This is a genomic window from Xanthomonas sp. LF07-6 (assembly GCF_034105445.1).
Taxonomy (GTDB): Bacteria; Pseudomonadota; Gammaproteobacteria; order Xanthomonadales; family Xanthomonadaceae; genus Xanthomonas_A; species Xanthomonas_A sontii.
Genome location: NZ_JAXGGI010000023.1, coordinates 1 through 17,637 on the forward strand (window position 1 = coordinate 1; position 17,637 = coordinate 17,637).

15 protein-coding genes are annotated in these 17,637 nt (G+C 67.8%); 11 read left to right on the forward strand and 4 right to left on the reverse strand.

Features of this window, described 5'->3' with window-relative positions:
- On the forward strand, positions 1 to 1,371 hold a 1,371-nt coding region (locus SLW56_RS20275), incomplete at its 5' end, for a YadA-like family protein (RefSeq protein ID WP_320695383.1).
- A gap of 132 nt (positions 1,372 to 1,503) precedes the next feature.
- A complete protein-coding gene (locus SLW56_RS20280; RefSeq protein ID WP_226978622.1) occupies positions 1,504 to 2,337 on the forward strand; it encodes a CDP-diacylglycerol diphosphatase in 834 nt (277 codons plus the stop codon).
- An 88-nt stretch (positions 2,338 to 2,425) separates the two neighbouring features.
- Here SLW56_RS20280 and SLW56_RS20285 read toward each other — a convergent pair whose 3' ends face one another.
- Complete coding sequence (locus tag SLW56_RS20285) at positions 2,426 to 3,121, reverse strand: hypothetical protein (RefSeq protein WP_043095602.1); 696 nt, start codon at positions 3,119 to 3,121, stop codon at positions 2,426 to 2,428.
- Positions 3,122 to 3,384: 263 nt separating this feature from the next.
- Between SLW56_RS20285 and SLW56_RS20290 the strand changes: the two genes are divergently transcribed.
- A complete protein-coding gene (locus SLW56_RS20290) occupies positions 3,385 to 3,831 on the forward strand; it encodes a pesticin immunity protein (RefSeq protein WP_152237427.1) in 447 nt (148 codons plus the stop codon).
- Positions 3,832 to 4,009: 178 nt separating this feature from the next.
- Here the strand turns inward: SLW56_RS20290 and SLW56_RS20295 are convergent, their stop codons facing one another.
- The 3 genes from SLW56_RS20295 to SLW56_RS20305 are packed head-to-tail and all read right to left on the reverse strand — an operon-like array spanning position 4,010 to position 7,482.
- Positions 4,010 to 5,557: a pseudouridine synthase gene (locus SLW56_RS20295; RefSeq protein ID WP_267099383.1), complete on the reverse strand. Its 1,548-nt coding sequence runs from the start codon at positions 5,555 to 5,557 to the stop codon at positions 4,010 to 4,012.
- Positions 5,550 to 6,518: an SMC-Scp complex subunit ScpB gene (gene scpB / locus SLW56_RS20300; RefSeq protein WP_267093923.1), complete on the reverse strand. Its 969-nt coding sequence runs from the start codon at positions 6,516 to 6,518 to the stop codon at positions 5,550 to 5,552. Before scpB ends, SLW56_RS20295 begins: the two co-directional genes overlap by 8 nt.
- A gap of 22 nt (positions 6,519 to 6,540) precedes the next feature.
- Complete coding sequence (locus SLW56_RS20305) at positions 6,541 to 7,482, reverse strand: ScpA family protein (protein ID WP_017909690.1); 942 nt, start codon at positions 7,480 to 7,482, stop codon at positions 6,541 to 6,543.
- Between the two features lie 373 nt (positions 7,483 to 7,855).
- On the opposite strand from SLW56_RS20305, the gene SLW56_RS20310 reads away from it, so the two are divergent.
- The 8 genes from SLW56_RS20310 to SLW56_RS20345 all read left to right on the forward strand — a co-directional run bounded on the left by SLW56_RS20310 (position 7,856) and on the right by SLW56_RS20345 (position 17,497).
- Positions 7,856 to 8,155, forward strand: coding sequence for a YciI family protein (locus SLW56_RS20310; RefSeq protein WP_017909689.1), 300 nt, complete (start codon positions 7,856 to 7,858; stop codon positions 8,153 to 8,155).
- Entirely contained in the window at positions 8,152 to 8,436 is a 285-nt protein-coding gene (locus SLW56_RS20315) for a BolA family protein (RefSeq protein WP_267123572.1), read from the forward strand. The genes SLW56_RS20310 and SLW56_RS20315 overlap by 4 nt, the downstream gene beginning before the upstream one ends.
- Before the next feature lie 234 nt (positions 8,437 to 8,670).
- On the forward strand, positions 8,671 to 9,684 hold the full coding sequence (locus SLW56_RS20320) for a LacI family DNA-binding transcriptional regulator (RefSeq protein ID WP_152182033.1): 1,014 nt from the start codon (positions 8,671 to 8,673) through the stop codon (positions 9,682 to 9,684).
- A 105-nt stretch (positions 9,685 to 9,789) separates the two neighbouring features.
- A complete protein-coding gene (locus SLW56_RS20325) occupies positions 9,790 to 12,762 on the forward strand; it encodes a TonB-dependent receptor (protein WP_320695384.1) in 2,973 nt (990 codons plus the stop codon).
- A gap of 136 nt (positions 12,763 to 12,898) precedes the next feature.
- On the forward strand, positions 12,899 to 14,479 hold the full coding sequence (locus tag SLW56_RS20330; protein ID WP_173003417.1) for a glucoamylase family protein: 1,581 nt from the start codon (positions 12,899 to 12,901) through the stop codon (positions 14,477 to 14,479).
- Positions 14,480 to 14,523: 44 nt separating this feature from the next.
- Positions 14,524 to 15,786 carry a sugar ABC transporter substrate-binding protein gene (locus SLW56_RS20335; protein ID WP_267103077.1) on the forward strand — a complete coding sequence of 421 codons (1,263 nt, stop codon included), beginning with the start codon at positions 14,524 to 14,526 and terminating at the stop codon, positions 15,784 to 15,786.
- The gene (locus SLW56_RS20340) at positions 15,783 to 16,664 is read left to right on the forward strand and encodes a sugar ABC transporter permease (protein ID WP_010342668.1); all 882 of its coding nucleotides are present in this window, start codon (positions 15,783 to 15,785) and stop codon (positions 16,662 to 16,664) included. Before SLW56_RS20335 ends, SLW56_RS20340 begins: the two co-directional genes overlap by 4 nt.
- A complete protein-coding gene (locus SLW56_RS20345) occupies positions 16,661 to 17,497 on the forward strand; it encodes a carbohydrate ABC transporter permease (protein ID WP_320695385.1) in 837 nt (278 codons plus the stop codon). Before SLW56_RS20340 ends, SLW56_RS20345 begins: the two co-directional genes overlap by 4 nt.
- Positions 17,498 to 17,637 lie beyond the last annotated feature (140 nt).

Here is a 17,637-nt window from a genome sequence, read left to right on the forward strand (position 1 = left end):
GCGGTGGCGACCACCGGCGGGACCCTCAACGGCACCGCCTACACCTACGCCGGCGCCGCGCCGGGCAGCACGGTGAGCGTGGGCAGCGCCGGCCACGAGCGGACGGTGACCAACGTGGCCGCCGGCCGCGTGTCCGAGACCAGCACCGATGCGGTCAACGGCTCGCAGCTGTATGCCACCAACACCGAGCTAAGCAAGCTCGACGGTGCAGTCAAGGGTATCCAGGGCGGCGACGGTGTGAAGTACCTGCGGGTCAATTCGACGGGCAGCGATAGCGTCGCGACCGGCACCGACAGCGTCGCGATCGGCCCCGATGCGGTCGCCAGCAATGCGAAGGACGTGGCGATCGGCTCGGGTACTCGTACCGTGGAGACCACGGCGGTGAGTTCCACAACGCTCGGTGGCTCCAGCTACAACTTCGCCGGCAGCGCGCCGGTCGGTGCGTTCAGTGTCGGCGCGGTGGGGGCGGAGCGGCAGATTCAGAATGTGGCCGCAGGCCGTCTGAGCGCCAGCAGCACCGATGCGGTGAACGGTTCGCAGCTGTATGCCACGAATCAGAAGGTGCAGGACAACTCCAATTCGCTCTCCACGCTACAGAGTTCGCTGACCACGCTCGAGCAGTCCATTGGCGGCATCTCCGGAAATCCCAGCAAAAGCGGCAGCGGCAGCGTCAGCCCTGCCAGCGATGGCAGCAATGGCAGCAACGGTTCGAGCGCCTCATCGGCGACGAACGATGGGTTGGTCGTCGTGGGCAATGACGGCACCTCGGTCGCGGTTGGGCCTACTGCGTCGGCCAAGAGCGCCAGCACCACGGCGATGGGCAGCAACACCACGGCCAGTGGCACGAACGCGACGGCGGTGGGGGCGGATGCGGTCGCATCAGGTGCGGGTAGCGTTGCCGTAGGCAAAGGCGCCACTGCCACGGAGTCCAACAGTGTTGCCATGGGGCAGGGCTCGGTCGCCGACCGTGCCGACACCGTCTCGGTCGGTTCGGCGAGCAATCAGCGCCAGATCACCAACGTCGCCGCCGGCACCGAACGCACCGATGCGGTCAACCTGGGACAGTTGCAGGATGGCTTGGACAGCGTAGAGGACTGGTCGCGCGCCTACACCGACTCCCGCGTGGATCAGGTGGATCGGCGCGCCAGCGCCGGCGTGGCCGCGGCGATGGCGATGGCCAGCCTGCCCCAGGCGTATCAACCGGACCAGAGCGCGGCGGGCGTCTCGTTGAGCTCGTTCCGTGGCGAACAGGCGATCGCGTTCGGCGTTTCCACGATCAGCGGAAGCGGCCGCTACCTGTTCAAGGTCAACGCCAGCGCCACCACGCGCGGCGATGCCGGCGTGGCCGTCGGCGCGGGTGTGGTCTGGTAACAAGCACCGCTGGCGCCGGCCGGACGCCTCTGTGTCGGCCGGCGCTTCCTTTCATTTTCCTGGTCACAAGCGCGTCCGAGGACGCGTTTCTTTTTGTCGGCTGCGTACGCGGCTGTGGAAGAGAAGTCGTAGATGAGCAGATCCGGATATCGCGCCTTCGGCATCGTGGCGCTCGCTTTGATGTGGCTAGGGACCGCACTGGCGATATATCGCCATCATGCCAATGCCTTGTGGCATCTCGTCCACCGGCGCTGCGAGGTCAGTGCGCGGGGCTCCGGGGTGCCGGCGCCGTGCCGGACCCTGGACCCTGCGCAGGGCTATGCTCTCCTGCAGGACGAGCGCGGCCGAGCGCATGCCTGGCTGGTGCCGACCCGCCGCATCATCGGAGCCGCCAATCTCGCGTTGCAGCGCCAGGACACGCCGAACTACTTCTGGCTGGCATGGCGGGCCCGTGGCGTGCTGTCGGATTTGCTGGGTGCGCCGGTTCCGGATACTGCGGTGGCCGTCGTGGTGGATGCGCAGACGCTGCCTTCGCAGAACCAGTTGCACCTGCACATCGCCTGTCTGCGCGCGGACATCCGTGAGCAGTTGGCGGTGGCAGGCCCGTATTGGGATGCACACTGGAACGGATATTGGCTAAAGGGCCGTCGCTACTACCTGCGGACGCTGAGCGAGGCGGAACTGGCAATGCGCAGCCCGTTCCTGCGCGTGGCCGAGGAGTTGCCCGGTGCCAGCGGCAACCTGGAACGCTACGGGCTGGCCCTGACCGTGCTGCAGGACGGCCGGTTCGTGTTGCTGGCGCTGCCGCGCACCTTGCTGGGCCGGGGCGCGAACCTGGGAGCGGCGCGCGTGCTGCAGGACGACGATTGCGCGACCGCAGGTACGCGCAGTTTTCCCGCATCCTGGTACTCGAACGTGATGCGGCCAGGCGGTCATGCTCGTGTGGAGCTGGCAGGCGAGAGATAGCAGCGCGGTCGCCGTTCGGTTGCGCGGCATGTACGTGTTGCCGCACAGGCAGCGGCCAGCGCGGCCGCTGCGCCGTGCAGCAAGCCCATCACTGCTGCGCGAACACCCAGGCCAACTGGCCGCGTACCGGCTCGGGCGTCGCCAGGGCCTGGCGGTACAGGGTCCGCGCCGTCCAGCAGGCGTCCTCGTCGCTGGCCTTGGCGATCTCCGGCAGCACCCGCATCAGGCGCTGCTGCTGGTCGGCGGGCAGCGACTTGACCAGGGTGCCCATCGCCGCCTGGATCTGCTCCTGGCTCACCGGCTGCGCCGGGGTCTTGTTCAACTCCGCGTCGGTGGCCTTCAGCGAGACGTCGAACCAGCGGTCGATCTGCGCCTGCGGCAGCTTTTCCAGGCCCGACAGCATCGCCGCGCTCAGCGCCTGCGCATCGTTGGGGTTGCCGCCGCGCGCCAGCACGGCGCACTGCGGTACGTCGACCTTGTCGCTGACCTGCGACAGGATCTGCAGGCGCTGTTCCAGCGTGGCGTGGTCCAGTCGCGCGATGCCGTTCTGCGCCAGTTGGAAGCCGGCCTGCTGCGCCTGCGGGCCGCTCTGCTTGAGCAACGCCACGTAGCGCGGGTCGTTGGCCAGCTTGCGCAGCATGCGGTCGAACGGCGCGTGCAGCGGCGAACTGGCCGGGTAGGGGTTCTGCGCTGCGGCGATCTCTTCCTGGGCCTTCTGCTGCGCCTTCTGGCAGGCGCCGAGGCTCAGTACGCCGGCGATCAGCAGCGGCAGGGCGATCTTCATCTTCCGTGTCATCGGGAATTCCTGGTCGGTGAGGGCGGCCACCCGCGGCGGCCGCCAGATGCGCCAGGATATCGGCTTCGTCCGCGCAGGGCGAACGGCGCGATGGCGGGTGGGCTGATGTCGCCACGTCCCTGTCGTTCGAGCCTGCGAGACGCGGTCGGGTGCCGCCTGGTCGGCGGCCACCGCATGCGGCAATCTCCATTGGGCGCCGGCGTCCCCGGTGCTTATCATCCACGCCTCCCTCCGCGCGCGAGATCGTCCGCATGACCTCCGGAATGCTTGTTGGCCTTCTCGCGCTTGGCGTCGGCGCGTCGTCTCCGGCCGTATCGCAGCAGACGGGCGTCGTCGACGCGGTCATCCAGCAGCTTGATCTCACATCGTTCCCCAACTCGGTCGGCCCCCGCCGACTGCCGGGGAAGACGACGTTCGCGGACTATGGTTTCGTGGATGTCACCAAAACCGCCCATGGCGCGCGCCTGCTCGAGGCCGACAAGGGCTGGATGATGCGCTTCGAGGTGCTGTCGGCCGATGCCACGTCCGTACGTCTGTGCTTCCATGACACGGGATTGGCCAGGCCCGGCGCGACACAGGCCCCCAGCTACGACGCAACCTCGGCGTTGCTCGTTTCGACAGCGTCTCAGGGCAAGTGGACCGCCAGGCAGATCCCGGCGGGGTTTGCGGACTGCGAGAACGCGCCTGCCGGCGCGTGAGTGCACGCGGGGCGGCCGCGCTGCGGGCCGTCGCATCGCCAGAGTGAGGGGGCTGCCGCGGCCTGACGGCGCGCGCGTCCCCGTGGTCGATAGCGTCCCCATAAAAAACAGGGCGCCGCTTGCGCAGGCGCCCTGTCGGGTGCGGAGCGGGCCGGCGCGCACGGCGCCGGCGTCGTCCTCAGCCGCCGCGCGGACCGCGGTTGCCGCCGCCGCCGGGACGGCCGCCACCACCCGGAGGACGTCCACCGGCCGGGCGGTTGCCGCCGCCAGGACGTCCGCCCGGACCCGGGCCGCGCTTCTGGCCGCCGGCCGGGCGCGCTGCGCGCGGCGCGGCGCCGTAGGGGTTGAAGCCGGGGGTGGCGTGGTCGGACGGGAAGCTCGGCGCGTTGCCCGGATGCCCGTAGGGGTGCGCCTTGCGCTGCTGGCCCTGGCCCGGACCGCGGCCCTGGCCGGCGCCCGCACCAGCGCCGGCACCGGCCGGACGCGGCTTGGCGTAGGGACGCCCCTGGCCCTGACCCTGGCCACGACCGCCGGGACCGGCATTGCGGTGGCCGGTCGGCCCGGTGCTGACGCCATCGGGCACGTACCAGGTGCGGAACGCGGCCGGGTTGCCGTCCGGCAGCGGCTTGGGGCCCTTCGGCGTGCGCTGCTTGAACGGCTTCTGCGATTGCTTGGCGGCCATTTCGCCGCTCACGGTCAGGCCGCCGTGCGGCTTCTTGCCGCCGCGGCCGCGGCCGCGGTCCTCGCGGAAGGTGTCGAAGCGGCGCAGCTCGCGGCCTTCGTCGGCGGTGTTGTGGCCGTTGACGTAGGCATTGCCGCCGCGGCCGACCTGCACGGTGGCCTTGGCCGCCTTGCGCTGGCCGATCACCGGCTGCAGGGTCAGCGCCGACGGGGTGCCTTCCTCCAGCTTCAGCTCGGCGCGCAGCGCCTCGACCTTGTCCTGCGCCAGTTCCATCGAGTGCCCGCGCAGCAGTTCGCGCGGCAGCGCGATCTTGCCGTAGCGGGTGCGCTTGAGCCGGCTGACCTGGCAGCCCTGCGATTCCCACAGGCGCCGCACTTCACGGTTGCGGCCTTCCTTGACCACCACCCGGAACCAGTCGTGCGAGTCGGTGCCGCCGATGCGTTCGATCTCGTCGAACTTGGCGCCGCCGTCCTCCAGCAGCACGCCGCGCGAGAGCCGCTCGATCATGCTGTCGGGCACGGTCTCTTCGCCTTCCGGGGCGCGCACGCGCACCACGTACTCGCGCTCGATCTCGTAGGAGGGGTGCATCATCGCGTTGGCCAGCTCGCCGTCGGTGGTGAGCAGCAGCAGGCCGGTGGTGTTGATGTCCAGGCGGCCGATCGCGATCCAGCGCGCGCCCTTCAGCGCCGGCAGCGCCTCGAAGATGGTCGGGCGGCCTTCGGGATCTTCGCGCGTGGTCACTTCGCCTTCGGGCTTGTTGTAGATCAGCACGCGCGAGGGCTCGGTCAGCGCGCTGGCGACGAAGCTGCGGCCGTCCAGCTCGATCTTGTCGCCGCTGCGGATCGACATGCCGGTCTGCGCGACCTCGCCGTTGACCTTGACCAGGCCGTCGGCGATGCGCTGTTCCAGCGCCCGGCGCGAGCCCAGCCCGGCCTGGGCCAGGACCTTGTGCAGGCGTTCTTCCAGTTTCGGCTGCTCGGCGGCAGCGGCGTCGCGCTTGAGCGAGAGCTTGTTCAACGACAGCTTGCGGGAGGTGTCACTCATTTACTTGGCTCCGGCCGGCGCGTTGCGCGTCGGCCTGTGGTTCGGAATCGGCATCGTCAACAGCCACGGTCGTCGTCGCGACGGCGTTGTCTTCGGCTTCGTTCGCATCCGCCGCGCGCTTTCCCGGCGCGGCTTCGGGTTCGCCCGTCGGGGCGGTCGTGGAATCCGTGGCCGCCGGCGCGTGGGCGTCGTCGGTCGCGGGGGTGTGCGGTGCTGCGGTGTCGCGTGCTTCTGCGTCGGCGGCAGCGTCGGCATCGGCCGCGTCTGCCTGCGCCGTCGCGGCAGGCTCGGCGGGTTCGCCGGCGGCTGCGGCCTGCGCCGTGGTGTCGCCCTGGTTGCCCTGATCGGCCGCGTCGCCCGGCGCGGCGTCGGCCTGGGCCATGTCGCCGACCGGCAGCGCGTCGCGGTCCAGCGGCAACTGCGGCTCCAGTTCGCCGATGTCCTTGAGTTCGGACAGCGGCGGCAGTTCGTCCAGGCGCTTGAGCCCGAAATAATCCAGGAAGGTCTTGGTGGTGCCGAACAGCGCCGGCTTGCCCGGCACGTCGCGGTGCCCGACCACGCGGATCCACTCGCGCTCTTCCAGCGCCTGGATGATGTTGCTGCTGACCGCCACGCCACGCACCTGCTCGATCTCGCCGCGGGTGATCGGCTGCCGGTAGGCGATCAGCGCCAGGGTCTCCAGCGTGGCGCGGGTGTAGCGGGTCTTGCGCTCGGTCCACAGCCGCGCCACCCAGGCGTGCACGTCGCTGCGCACCTGGTAGCGGAACCCGGAGGCGACTTCGACCAGTTCCACACCGCGGCCCTCGCAGGCCTCGCGCAGCAGTTCCAGCGCGCGCTCGATGCTGCCTGGCGGCGCGGGTTCCTCCTCCGGGAACAGGCCGTGCAACTGCGCCAGCGGCAACGGCTGGTTGGCGGCGAGCAGGGCGGCCTCGACGATGCGGTTGATCAGCGCTTGATCCATGCGGGGGCGGGTTCTCGGTGGCTCAGGTGGTGGCGTCGGCGGCGTCGCTGTCGTCGAACTCGCTGTTGAACTGCAGCGGCGCGTTGGTGTTGCCCAGTGCCAGCGACTTGACGTAGATCGGCGGCATCGGCGGCCGCTCGGCGGCCTCGGCGGGGACGTGCGCCAGCGGTTCCTGGACGATGTCCAGCAACTGCTCCTTGGCCAGTTCCAGCAGCGCCAGGAAGGTGACCAGCACGCCCAGCTTGCCTTCCTCGGCACTGAACAGCGATTCGAAACGGTGGAACTTGCCGTCGTCCAGACGGCCCAGCACATCGCCCATGCGCTGGCGCACGCTCAGCGCCTCGCGCTTGATGGCGTGGCCGCTGAACAGTTCGGCGCGCTTGAGCACGTCGTACAGCGCCAGCAGCATTTCCTTCAACTCCACCGGCGGCGGCAGCTTGACCGCGGCACGGTCCGGCACATGGGCGTGCACCGGGGTGGTGTCGCGGTCCTGCCGCGGCAGCGCGTCGATGTCCTCGGCCGCCTGCTTGAAGCGTTCGTACTCCTGCAAGCGGCGGACCAGTTCGGCGCGCGGGTCCGTTTCCTCGCCGTCCTCGGCCGGCGGCCGCGGCAGCAGCATCCGCGACTTGATCTCGGCCAGGATCGCGGCCATCACCAGGTATTCGGCCGCCAGTTCGAAGCGCAGCTCCTGCATCACGTTGATGTAGTCCACGTACTGCCGGGTGATCTCGGCGACGGGGATGTCCAGGATGTCCAGGTTCTGCCGGCGGATCAGGTACAGCAGCAGGTCCAGCGGGCCTTCGAACGCGTCCAGGATCACTTCCAGCGCATCCGGCGGGATGTACAGATCCTGCGGGATCTGCAGGACCGGCTGCCCATGCACGACCGCCAGCGGCATTTCCTGCTGCTGTGGCGGGGTCGTCTGGGTTGGCGGGTTCGCGTCGAGCGCGAGTTCGGAAGTCATCGGTTGGACATCGGTGTTGCGGTAGCGAAGGGCCGGGCAGGCGCGACCCGGCGCGGCTCCTTGCCGGCAGTGCTGCGGTTCAATGGCGCGTCGTCCCCGCAACGCGCTCGGTACTTCAACAAGACACACGACGCACGCCACGCGTGTCGTGGCGGCGGGAACTGCAGAGGAGGACGTCTGCGCGGGCGGTGTCAGGCAGCGAATCGGTCGTCGGAAGGGGCTTGGGGTCGCCGATCACCGACGGGCCGCTGCATCCGGCCGCGTGCAATACGACCAAGGGTAATGCGCCGGCGGGGTCGGTGTCCAGCGCCGCCGTGCCAGGGCAGGTTCTACAATGACAGGTCTTTGGATAGGCAACGAGGGCGGAGACGCGATGTGGTACGTGATCGAGGGGTACGACGTGGCCGATGCGCTGCCGCGGCGGGCGGCGGCGCGGCCGGCGCATCTGCAGCGGCTGACCGCATTGCAGGAAGCCGGGCGGCTGTTGTTGGCCGGGCCGTGCCCGGCGATCGACGCCGAGGATCCGGGTCCGGCCGGCTTCAGCGGCAGCCTGGTGGTGGCCGCGTTCGACTCGCTGGCCGAGGCGCGGGCCTGGGCCGAGGCCGATCCGTATGTCGATGCCGGCGTCTACGCCCGGGTCGAGGTGCGGCCGTTCCGCAAGGTGCTGCCATGAGCCAGGTCGGCGCCGAGCGGGTGGCGCGGATCCGCGCCGCGCTGGAGGCGGCGTTCGCGCCGCAGGCGCTGGAGGTGGAGGACGACAGCCATCGCCATGCCGGCCACGCCGGCGCGCGCGACGGCCGCGGGCATTTCAATGTACGGGTGGTCAGTGCGGCCTTCGCCGGCATGGCGCCGCTGGCCCGACACCGCGCCGTCTACGCGGCGCTGGGCGAGATGATGCAGACCGATATCCATGCGCTGTCGATCCGCGTCGAGGTGCCGGGCACGGGCGGCTGACACCCGCCGGCGACGGCTGCTACCGGTCCAAACAGGGGTGTGCACCCCGGGAAAAAGCGGAATCTGCACCTGGATTATGCTGCATTGCGGCACGATTCCGACCGGTTTCTCATTATTCAAGTTACTGAAAAATAAGGCGTTTATTGTAAAAATAACAAAGGGCTTCTGCCTCGCGCTGAAAACGATTACAGTCCGCGCCAGTTTCTCAAGGTCTCTGCCGCGGAGGGCGGCACGATGGCGAAGAGCGCGGTTACCATCAAAGACGTCGCACGCGAGGCCCGGGTTTCCGTGGCCACCGTGTCGCGTGCGCTCAATGGCCACGAGAACGTGGCCGCACCGGTGCGGACCCTGGTGCTGGAAGTGGCCGAGCGCCTGCGCTACAGCCCGCATGCGGCCGCGCGCAGCCTCAGCAGCCGCCGTACCCAGACCCTGGGCGTGGTGCTGCCCGACCTGTACGGCGAATTCTTCTCCGAACTGATCCGCGGCATCGACGGTGCCGCCCGCGCGCGCCGCCAGCACCTGCTGGTGTCCAGCTACCACGGCGACCCGGAAGAGCAGGGGCGGGCGCTGCGGGCGATGCGCGGCCGCGTCGACGGCCTGCTGGTGCTGTCGCCGTATGCCGAGCGCCCGGGCTTTCTCACCGACAACCTGCCGCAGGCGTTGCCGACGGTGTTGATCAACACCCACCTGCCGGGCACCGAATATCCGGTGCTGAGCATCGACGACCACGCCGGCGCGGTGGCGATGACCGAGCACCTATTGGCGATGGGGCATCGCCGCATCGCCTTCATCGGCGGTCCGGAACTGAACTTCGACGCGCGCGAACGCCTGCGCGGCTTCCGCGACGCCGTGGCACGCCATTCAGGCGAAGCGCATGGCCAGGAGTTCCCGGGCGACTTCGACGAAGCCTCCGGCTATCGCGCCGGACAGGCGATGCTGCAGGCCGGCACGCTGCCCGATGCGGTGTTCGCCGCCAACGACATGACCGCGCTCGGCTGCCTCTACGCCTTCACCCAGAGCGGCGTGCGCGTGCCCAACGACATCGCGTTGGCCGGCTTCGACGACATTCCGCTGGCGCGTTTCGTTCACCCATCCCTCACCACCATGCGCGTCAGCATCGCCGGGCTTGGTGAGCAGGCGATGCACCGCCTCCTGCAATTGATCGATCGGCCCGACGCGGACGACCGGCAGCGGCAGACCCTGGTTCCTACGTTGGTCGTGCGCGATTCCAGCACGGCCCGTTCCTGATGCGACGCACTTTTCTGCGCCGCATCGCTTGTTCCACTTCGTTCCATCGAAGCACCACGCACCACCCATAACGAGCATCACGTCTTCCTGGAGGGAAAACCCCACATGCAACACACCCCGCACTCCGCCCGGCCCACGCGCAAGCTGTTGAGCTGCGCCCTCGCCAGTTGTCTGCTGCTGGGCGCCGCGCCGGCATTCGCGCAAAGCACCGGTGCCACCATCCGCGGCCAGGTCAAGGTCGATTCGGCGCCGGCCGCGTCCGCGCAGGTCACCGCCACCAACCTGGCCACCGGTCTGAGCCGCAGCGTGCAGACCAGCAACGGCACCTATTCGGTCGGCGGTCTGCCGCCGGGTTCCTACCGCATCGACGTCACCGCCGACGGCAAGACCACCTCGCAGAACGTCACCGTGCAGGTCGGCCAGACCGCCACCCTGGATCTGGGCGTGGGCGGCGAAGCGGCCACCGCCAACGGGCAGGGCGCGACCACGCTCGACGCGGTGCAGGTGCAGGCGCCGCCGGTGCTGGTGGAAACCCGTACCTCGGAGAACGCCACCTACATTTCCAACGCGCAGATCGAGAAGCTGCCGCAGGCCACGCGCAACTTCCTTGAACTCGCCGACAGCGTGCCGAGCGTGCAGTTCCAGCGCGACGCCAAGGGCAACACCACGGTGCGCTCCGGCGCGACCTCGGCCAACGGCACCAACGTCTACATCGACGGCATCAGCCAGAAGAACTACGTGCTGACCGGCGGCGTCAGCGGCCAGGATTCCAGCCGCGGCAACCCGTTCCCGCAGTCGGCGATCGGCGAGTACAAGGTCATCACCTCCAACTACAAGGCCGAGTTCGACCAGGTCAGCAGTGCGGCGATCGTCGCCTCGACCAAGTCCGGCACCAACGATTTCCACGGCAGCTTCTTCTGGGATACGACCAACGACGACTGGCGTGCCGAAAGCCCGCTGGAGCGCAAGGCCGGCCAGCGCGACGACTTCTCCGAGACCCAGTACGGCGCCACCTTCAGCGGCCCGATCCTCAAGGACCGCGCGCACTTCTTCGTGGCCTACGAGGCCAAGGAATACACCACGCCGAACACGGTGATCCCGGGCGGCATCTACGCCGACCGCGTCGACCAGTTGCCTGCGCAACTGCAGCCGCTGGTCGCCACCTACAGCACCCCGTTCAAGGAAGACCTGTACTTCGGCAAGATCGACTGGACCCTGGGCGACAACAACCTGTTCGAGCTGACCGGCAAGTACCGCAAGGAAGACGAGCTGTCGGACATCGGCAACACCACCACCTACCAGCACGGCAGCAGCAACGGGCAGAAGGAAAAGCGCGCCAACCTGCGCTGGCAGTACAGCGGCGAGGCCTTCCTCAACGATCTGAACCTGAGCTACGAGAGCGCGTTCTGGACCCAGACCCCGCTCACCGACGGCAGCGGCTACGTGCTGTCCTATGTGCCGCAGGCCGGCAACGAGACCACCATCCTCAGCGCCGGCGCCGGCAGCAGCTTCCAGAACAAGGGCCAGAAGGGCTGGACCCTGCAGGACGACCTGACCCTCAACAGCCTCGACTGGCACGGCAGCCACACCATCAAGATGGGTCTGAAGTACAAGGACATCCAGCTCGATTCGACCCAGATCAATCCGGCCAATCCGCAGTACTACTACAACATCCTCAGCGATGTCGGCACCCCGTACCGGGTGCGCTTCGGCGACACCGGCGACGGCGGTTCGGTGCAGTCGCAGAACAAGCAGTACGGCATCTACCTGCAGGACGACTGGGAGGTCAACGAGCACCTGACCCTGAACCTGGGCGTGCGCTACGACTACGAGAAGACCCCGTCGTTCCTCGACTTCGTCACCCCGGCCGACGTCGCCAGCGCGCTGCTGAACTGGCGCAATCTGGACAACGCCAACTACGACATCGCCAACTACATCAGCACCGGCAACAACCGCAAGGCGTTCAAGGATGCCTGGCAGCCGCGCCTGGGCTTCTCCTACGACCTGTTCGGCGACCAGGCGCACGTGATCTACGGCGGTGCCGGCCGTGCGTACGACCGCAACCTGTTCGACTACCTGGCGCTGGAGCAGCTCAACAACAACTTCCGCTCCTACAGCTACTACTTCAGCAGCGCCAACACGCCGTGCCTCGGCCAGCCGTGCGTGGCATGGGACCCGAGCTATGCGACCCAGGCCGGCCTGAACGGGCTGGCGGCCTCCACCATCGCCGGCACCGGCGGCGGCCGCGAGGTGTACCTGATCGACAACAACATCAAGGTGCCGTACTCCGACCAGTTCAGCCTGGGCATGCGCAACATGCTGCATTTCTGGGGCAACGACTGGTACACGGACGTGACCCTGAGCCGCATCGTCAGCGAGGACGGCTTCGTGTTCCTGCGCGGCAACCGCCGTGCCGACGGTTCGTTCTTCCTGCCCGGCACCACCTCCGGTGTGCCCACCGACTCGCCCAATGGCTACAGCGCGATCGTGCTCGGCACCAACGGCCTGAAGACGCGCAACAACCAGCTGGCGCTGAAGCTGGACAAGCCCTACGACAAGGAGTCCGGCTGGGGCCTGACCGTGGCCTACACCTTCTCCGACGCGAAGGAAAACCGCCAGTACGGCGAGCACTATGCGCTGGACCAGCCGTCGATGGCCGGCTACGGCTGGCGTGAGGCCGGCGGCATCCCGAAGAACCGCCTGGTGGTCACCGGCATCTACGATCTGCCGTACGACGTCACCCTGTCGGCCAAGCTGTCGCTGGCCAGCCAGACCCCGCGCTACGGCACCAACTGCCTGGCGGGCAACGACCAGTGCTATATCATTCAGTACAAGCCGGACGCCACGCTGGGCTACAAGGAATTCAGCCTGGCGGCGAACAAGGAATGGGATACCGGGTCGGGCATCAAGTTCAACGTGCGCGCCGATGTCATCAATCTGTTCAACTGGACCAACTACGCGGACTACAACACCGCAACCGGAACGTACGCCGATCTGAATACGGCGTTCGGTACGCCGAACGGCGTGCTCGCCTCGCCGATGCGGACGTTCAAGCTGTCGTTCGGCTTGAACTGGTAAACAAGGTCGCCGCGGCTCCCGTGCACCGGGGGCCGCGGCGATGCGGAAGTGGGGTATTTTTTGCGTGCATGTAAACGATTTCACGGGGGGCACGATGAAGAAGCAGCGCAGGTTCATCAGGTTTTCGTTGATGGTGATGGCAGCAGGGGTGCTGCTGACGGCGTGTAAGAAGGTCGAGGAGCCGAAGGCGGTGGAGAAGAAGCCGGTGCAGGTGATCCTGGTCGAGGCGGAACTGCCGCCCAAACCGCTGAAGCCCGAGCTGCCGCAACTGTTCAGCGACATCGAGCGGCGCACTTTCCAGTTCTTCTGGGATACCACCAACGACACCAATGGCCTGACCCCCGACCGCTTCCCGTCGCGTCCGTTCGCCAGCATCGCGTCGGTGGGCTTCTCGCTGACGGCGTATCCCATCGGCATCGAGAACGGCTGGATCAGCCGGACCCAGGCGGTGGATCGCACCCTGACCACGCTGAAGTTCTTCCGCGATGCGCCGGTCGGCCCGCAGCGCACCGGCAAGGCCGGCTACAAGGGCTTCTATTACCACTTCCTGGACATGCAGAACGGCCACCGTTACGACAGCTGGGTGGAGCTGTCGAGCGTGGATACCGCGCTGCTGATGATGGGCGTGCTGTTCGCGCAGTCGTACTACGACGGCGACGACCCGCGCGAGAAGGAGATTCGCGAGATCGCCGACACGCTGTACCGGCGCGTGGACTGGACCTGGCTGCAGCAGCGCGATCCGCTGATCTCGATGGGCTGGTTCCCCGAAAGCGGCTTCATCAGCCACGACTGGATGGGCTACAACGAAGCGATGATGCTGTACGTGCTGGCCTTGGGATCGCCCACCCATGCGGTGAGCCCGGATGCGTGGACGGTGTGGACCCGCACCTACAACAACGACTGGGGCGTGTACTACGGCCAGGAATACCTGTCGTTCGGGCCGATGTTCGCGCATCAGTACAGCCATGTCTGGATCGACTTCCGCGACATCCAGGACCAGTACATGCGCGAGCGCGGCATCGACTACTTCCTCAACAGCCGCCGCGCGGTGCTGGCGCAGCGCGAGTACGCCATCGCCAATCCGATGAAGTGGAAGGACTACGGCGAGAACGTGTGGGGCCTGACCGCCAGCGACGGGCCGCAGAACACCGAGCAGGAGTATCGCGGCGAACAACGCCAGTTCCGCCACTATTCCTCGCGCGGCGCCGGCCTGCGCGAGAACTTCGACGACGGCACCATCGCGCCGACCGCGGCGGTGGCCTCGCTGGTGTTCGCGCCGGAAGTGGTGATTCCGGCCACCGAGGAGATGCACAAGCGCTACGGCGACTTCATCTACTCCAGCTACGGCTTCCTGGATTCGTTCAACCCCAGCTTCAACTACGATATCCCGCTCAAGACCGGGCGCGTCGTGCCCGGACGCGGCTGGGTCTCCAGCGACTACATCGGCATCGACCAGGGCCCGATCCTGACCATGATCGCCAACTACCGCAACGAGTTCGTCTGGAACGTGATGAAGAAGAACAAGTACATCCGCACCGGACTGGAGCGCGCCGGCTTCAGCGGCGGCTGGCTGACTCCGGAGGGCGAGGCGCAGCCGGTGCCGAAGAAGGACGAGCAGGCCGCCGCGGCGCGGGCGATCGGCATCGCCGAATCGCGCGCCGCCGCCGCGCAGGCGCAACAGAACCCCGACCAGCGCCAGCCGCAGAAGCCCGAATGAGCGCAGCACGCATGATCGGTCGTTGGGTGTCGCTGGGCTTGCTGATGGTGGCCGTGTGCGGGTGCGCGCGCGCGCCGCAGGGCGAGGTGGTGCGGTTCTGGGCGATGGGCCGCGAGGCCGAGGTGGTGGCCGAGCTGATCCCGGAGTTCGAGAAGGAGAATCCCGGCATCCACGTGGACATCCAGAACATCCCGTGGACCGCCGCGCACGAGAAGCTGCTGACCGCCTTCGCCGCCGACGGCCTGCCGGACGTGTGCCAGCTGGGCAACACCTGGATCCCGGAATTCGCCGAACTGGGCACGCTGCAGCCGCTGCAGCCCTATGTCGAGCGCTCCAAGGTGGTCGACCCGAAGGACTACTTCCCCGGCATCTGGGACACCAGCGTCATCGATGGCCAGCTCTACGGCATCCCCTGGTACGTGGACACGCGCCTGCTGTTCTATCGCAAGGACATGCTGCGCGACGCCGGGGTGACCAAGCTGCCGCAGACCTGGGCCGAGTGGGAGCAGGCGATGGCGGCGGTGAAGAAGCATGTCGGGCCGAAGCGCTACGCCATCCTGATGCCGCTCAACGAGTTCGAGCAGCAACTGTCGCTGGGCCTGCAACTGCCCGATCCGCTGCTGCGCGACCACAACAACTACGGCAACTTCGAAAGCCCCGGCTTCCGCAAGGCGCTGGCGTTCTACGCCAACATGTTCGACCAGGGCTGGGCGCCGAAGATGTCGGAGACGCAGATCTCCAACGTCTGGGACGAGTTCTTCAACGGTTTCTACGCGTTCTACATCTCCGGCCCTTGGAACATCCGCGAGTTCCGCAAGGTGCAGCCGGCTGCGCTCAAGGACCAGTGGGGCACCATGCCGCTGCCGGGCCCGGACGGCCCCGGCGCCGGCATCGCCGGCGGCACCAGCCTGGTGATCTTCCGCAAGTCCGAGCACAAGGACGCGGCCTGGAAGCTGATCGAGTTCCTGTCGCGGCCGCAGATCCAGGCGCGCTTCCACGCGCTGATCGGCGACATGCCGCCGCGGCGCAGCACCTGGGCGTATCCGTCGCTGGCCGAGGATCCGCTGGCGCATGCGTTCCGCGATCAGCTGGAACGGGTCAAGCCGGCACCGAAGGTGCTGGAGTGGGAGCGCATCGTGCAGGAGATGCGGCTGGCCACCGAGCGCGTGGTGCGCGGCGGCGAGCCGCAGGAGAAGGCGATGCGGGAACTGGACAAGCGGGTCGACGAGATCCTGGAGAAACGCCGGTGGATCCACCAGCAGCACCGCGAAGGCACGGCGGCGCCGGCCGCGGGAGCGGCGCCATGAAGCGCGGTTCCCTGATCGGCTGGCTGTTCGCCGGCCCGGCGCTGATCGTGATCGGCGTGTTCTTCGGCCTGCCGGTGCTGTCGGCGCTGGCGCTGAGCGTCACCGACTTCGACCTGTACTCGCTGGCCGACCGCCACAATCTGCGCTTCGTCGGCTTCGGCAACTACATCGAGTTGCTGCAGACGCCGATGTTCTGGAAGTCGCTGTGGAACACCACGTACTTCGTGATCGTCGGCGTGCCGCTGTCCATCGGCGCCTCGCTGGGCGCGGCGCTGCTGCTGAACGCGCCGGTGGCGCGCTTCAAGGCGCTGTTCCGCACCGCGCTGTTCGCGCCGGTGGTGACCACGCTGGTGGCGGTGGCGGTGATCTGGCGCTACCTGTTCCACACCAGCTACGGCCTGGTCAACTACGGCCTGGCGCATCTGGGCATCGGCCCGATCGACTGGCTCGGCGACCCGCACTGGGCGATGCCGACCATCATGCTGTTCGCGGTGTGGAAGAACTTCGGCTACAACATGGTGATCTTCCTCGCCGGCCTGCAGGCGATCCCGCAGGACCTGTACGAGGCCGCGCGCATCGACGGCGCCTCGAAGTGGCGGCAGTTCCTGCACATCACCCTGCCGATGCTGGGGCCGGTGCTGCTGGTGGTCGGGGTGATCACCGTGTCCGGCTACTTCCAGCTGTTCGCCGAACCCTACGTGATGACCCGCGGCGATCCCCTGCAGAGCACGGTCAGCGTGCTGTATTACATGTTCGAGGAAGGCTTCAAGTGGTGGAACCTCGGCCGCGCGTCGGCGGTGGCGTTCCTGCTGTTCCTGATCATCCTGGGAGTGACGACGGTGATGCTGCGCTTCGGCCGCAAGAGGGACCTGGTATGAGCCGGGAGATCGGCGCCTCGCGCTGGAACACGCTGCTGGTCAACGGCGGGCTGCTGCTGCTCGCCCTGATCAGCCTGGCGCCGCTGTTGTGGATGGTGTCGGTGTCGTTCATGCCGGCGGGGCAGGCCAGCCGCTTCCCGCCGCCGATGCTGCCCACCGGCGCCACCCTGGCCAACTACGGCGAGCTGTTCTCGCGCACCGGCATGGCCCGCAACTTCGCCAACAGCCTGCTGGTGTCGTGTGCGATCACCTTCGGTTCGCTGCTGATCAACACCATGGCCGGCTATGCCTTCGCCAAGCTGCGCTTCGTCGGCAAGGAACGGATCTTCCAGATCCTGCTGGCGGCGCTGGTGATTCCGGCGCAGGTGGCGATGCTGCCGCTGTTCCTGCTGATGAAGCAGCTGCACCTGGTCAACAACTTCGGCGGCGTGGTCGTGCCGGCGCTGGCGACGGTGTTCGGCATCTTCCTGGTGCGCCAGTACGCGCGCTCGATCCCGGACGAGCTGCTGGAGGCCGCCCGTATCGACGGTGCCGGCGAGCTGCGGATCTTCTTCCAGATCGTGCTGCCGATGCTCAAGCCGGTGCTGGTGACGCTGACCATCTTCACCTTCATGGCGGCGTGGAACGACTTCATGTGGCCGCTGATCGTGCTGACCGACCAGGAGCACTACACCTTGCCGGTGGCGCTGGCGGCGCTGTCGCGCGAGCACATCATGGACGTGGAGATGATGATGGCCGGCGCGGTGGTCACGGTGGTCCCGGTGCTGGCGCTGTTCCTGGCGCTGCAGCGCTACTACATCCAGGGCCTGCTGCTCGGCAGCGTGAAGGGGTGAGGCGCAACGCTTGCGCGCCACTGGCGCGCGCGTTCGCGAACGCCTGGCCATGGATGGCCAGGCCGGACGATCTGGTGTGGGATTGTCACGCCATGGATGGCAGCGGTGAAGCGGAACATCGAGCGCCACTGGCGCGCGTT

Coding starts and splice junctions, on each gene's coding strand:
- SLW56_RS20280 (WP_226978622.1), top strand. CDS start 1,504: ATGAGCAGATCCGGATATCGCGCCTTCGGCATCGTGGCGCTCGCTTTG.
- SLW56_RS20285 (WP_043095602.1), bottom strand. CDS start 3,121: ATGAAGATCGCCCTGCCGCTGCTGATCGCCGGCGTACTGAGCCTCGGC.
- SLW56_RS20290 (WP_152237427.1), top strand. CDS start 3,385: ATGACCTCCGGAATGCTTGTTGGCCTTCTCGCGCTTGGCGTCGGCGCG.
- SLW56_RS20295 (WP_267099383.1), bottom strand. CDS start 5,557: ATGAGTGACACCTCCCGCAAGCTGTCGTTGAACAAGCTCTCGCTCAAG.
- scpB (WP_267093923.1), bottom strand. CDS start 6,518: ATGGATCAAGCGCTGATCAACCGCATCGTCGAGGCCGCCCTGCTCGCC.
- SLW56_RS20305 (WP_017909690.1), bottom strand. CDS start 7,482: ATGACTTCCGAACTCGCGCTCGACGCGAACCCGCCAACCCAGACGACC.
- SLW56_RS20310 (WP_017909689.1), top strand. CDS start 7,856: ATGTGGTACGTGATCGAGGGGTACGACGTGGCCGATGCGCTGCCGCGG.
- SLW56_RS20315 (WP_267123572.1), top strand. CDS start 8,152: ATGAGCCAGGTCGGCGCCGAGCGGGTGGCGCGGATCCGCGCCGCGCTG.
- SLW56_RS20320 (WP_152182033.1), top strand. CDS start 8,671: ATGGCGAAGAGCGCGGTTACCATCAAAGACGTCGCACGCGAGGCCCGG.
- SLW56_RS20325 (WP_320695384.1), top strand. CDS start 9,790: ATGCAACACACCCCGCACTCCGCCCGGCCCACGCGCAAGCTGTTGAGC.
- SLW56_RS20330 (WP_173003417.1), top strand. CDS start 12,899: ATGGCAGCAGGGGTGCTGCTGACGGCGTGTAAGAAGGTCGAGGAGCCG.
- SLW56_RS20335 (WP_267103077.1), top strand. CDS start 14,524: ATGGTGGCCGTGTGCGGGTGCGCGCGCGCGCCGCAGGGCGAGGTGGTG.
- SLW56_RS20340 (WP_010342668.1), top strand. CDS start 15,783: ATGAAGCGCGGTTCCCTGATCGGCTGGCTGTTCGCCGGCCCGGCGCTG.
- SLW56_RS20345 (WP_320695385.1), top strand. CDS start 16,661: ATGAGCCGGGAGATCGGCGCCTCGCGCTGGAACACGCTGCTGGTCAAC.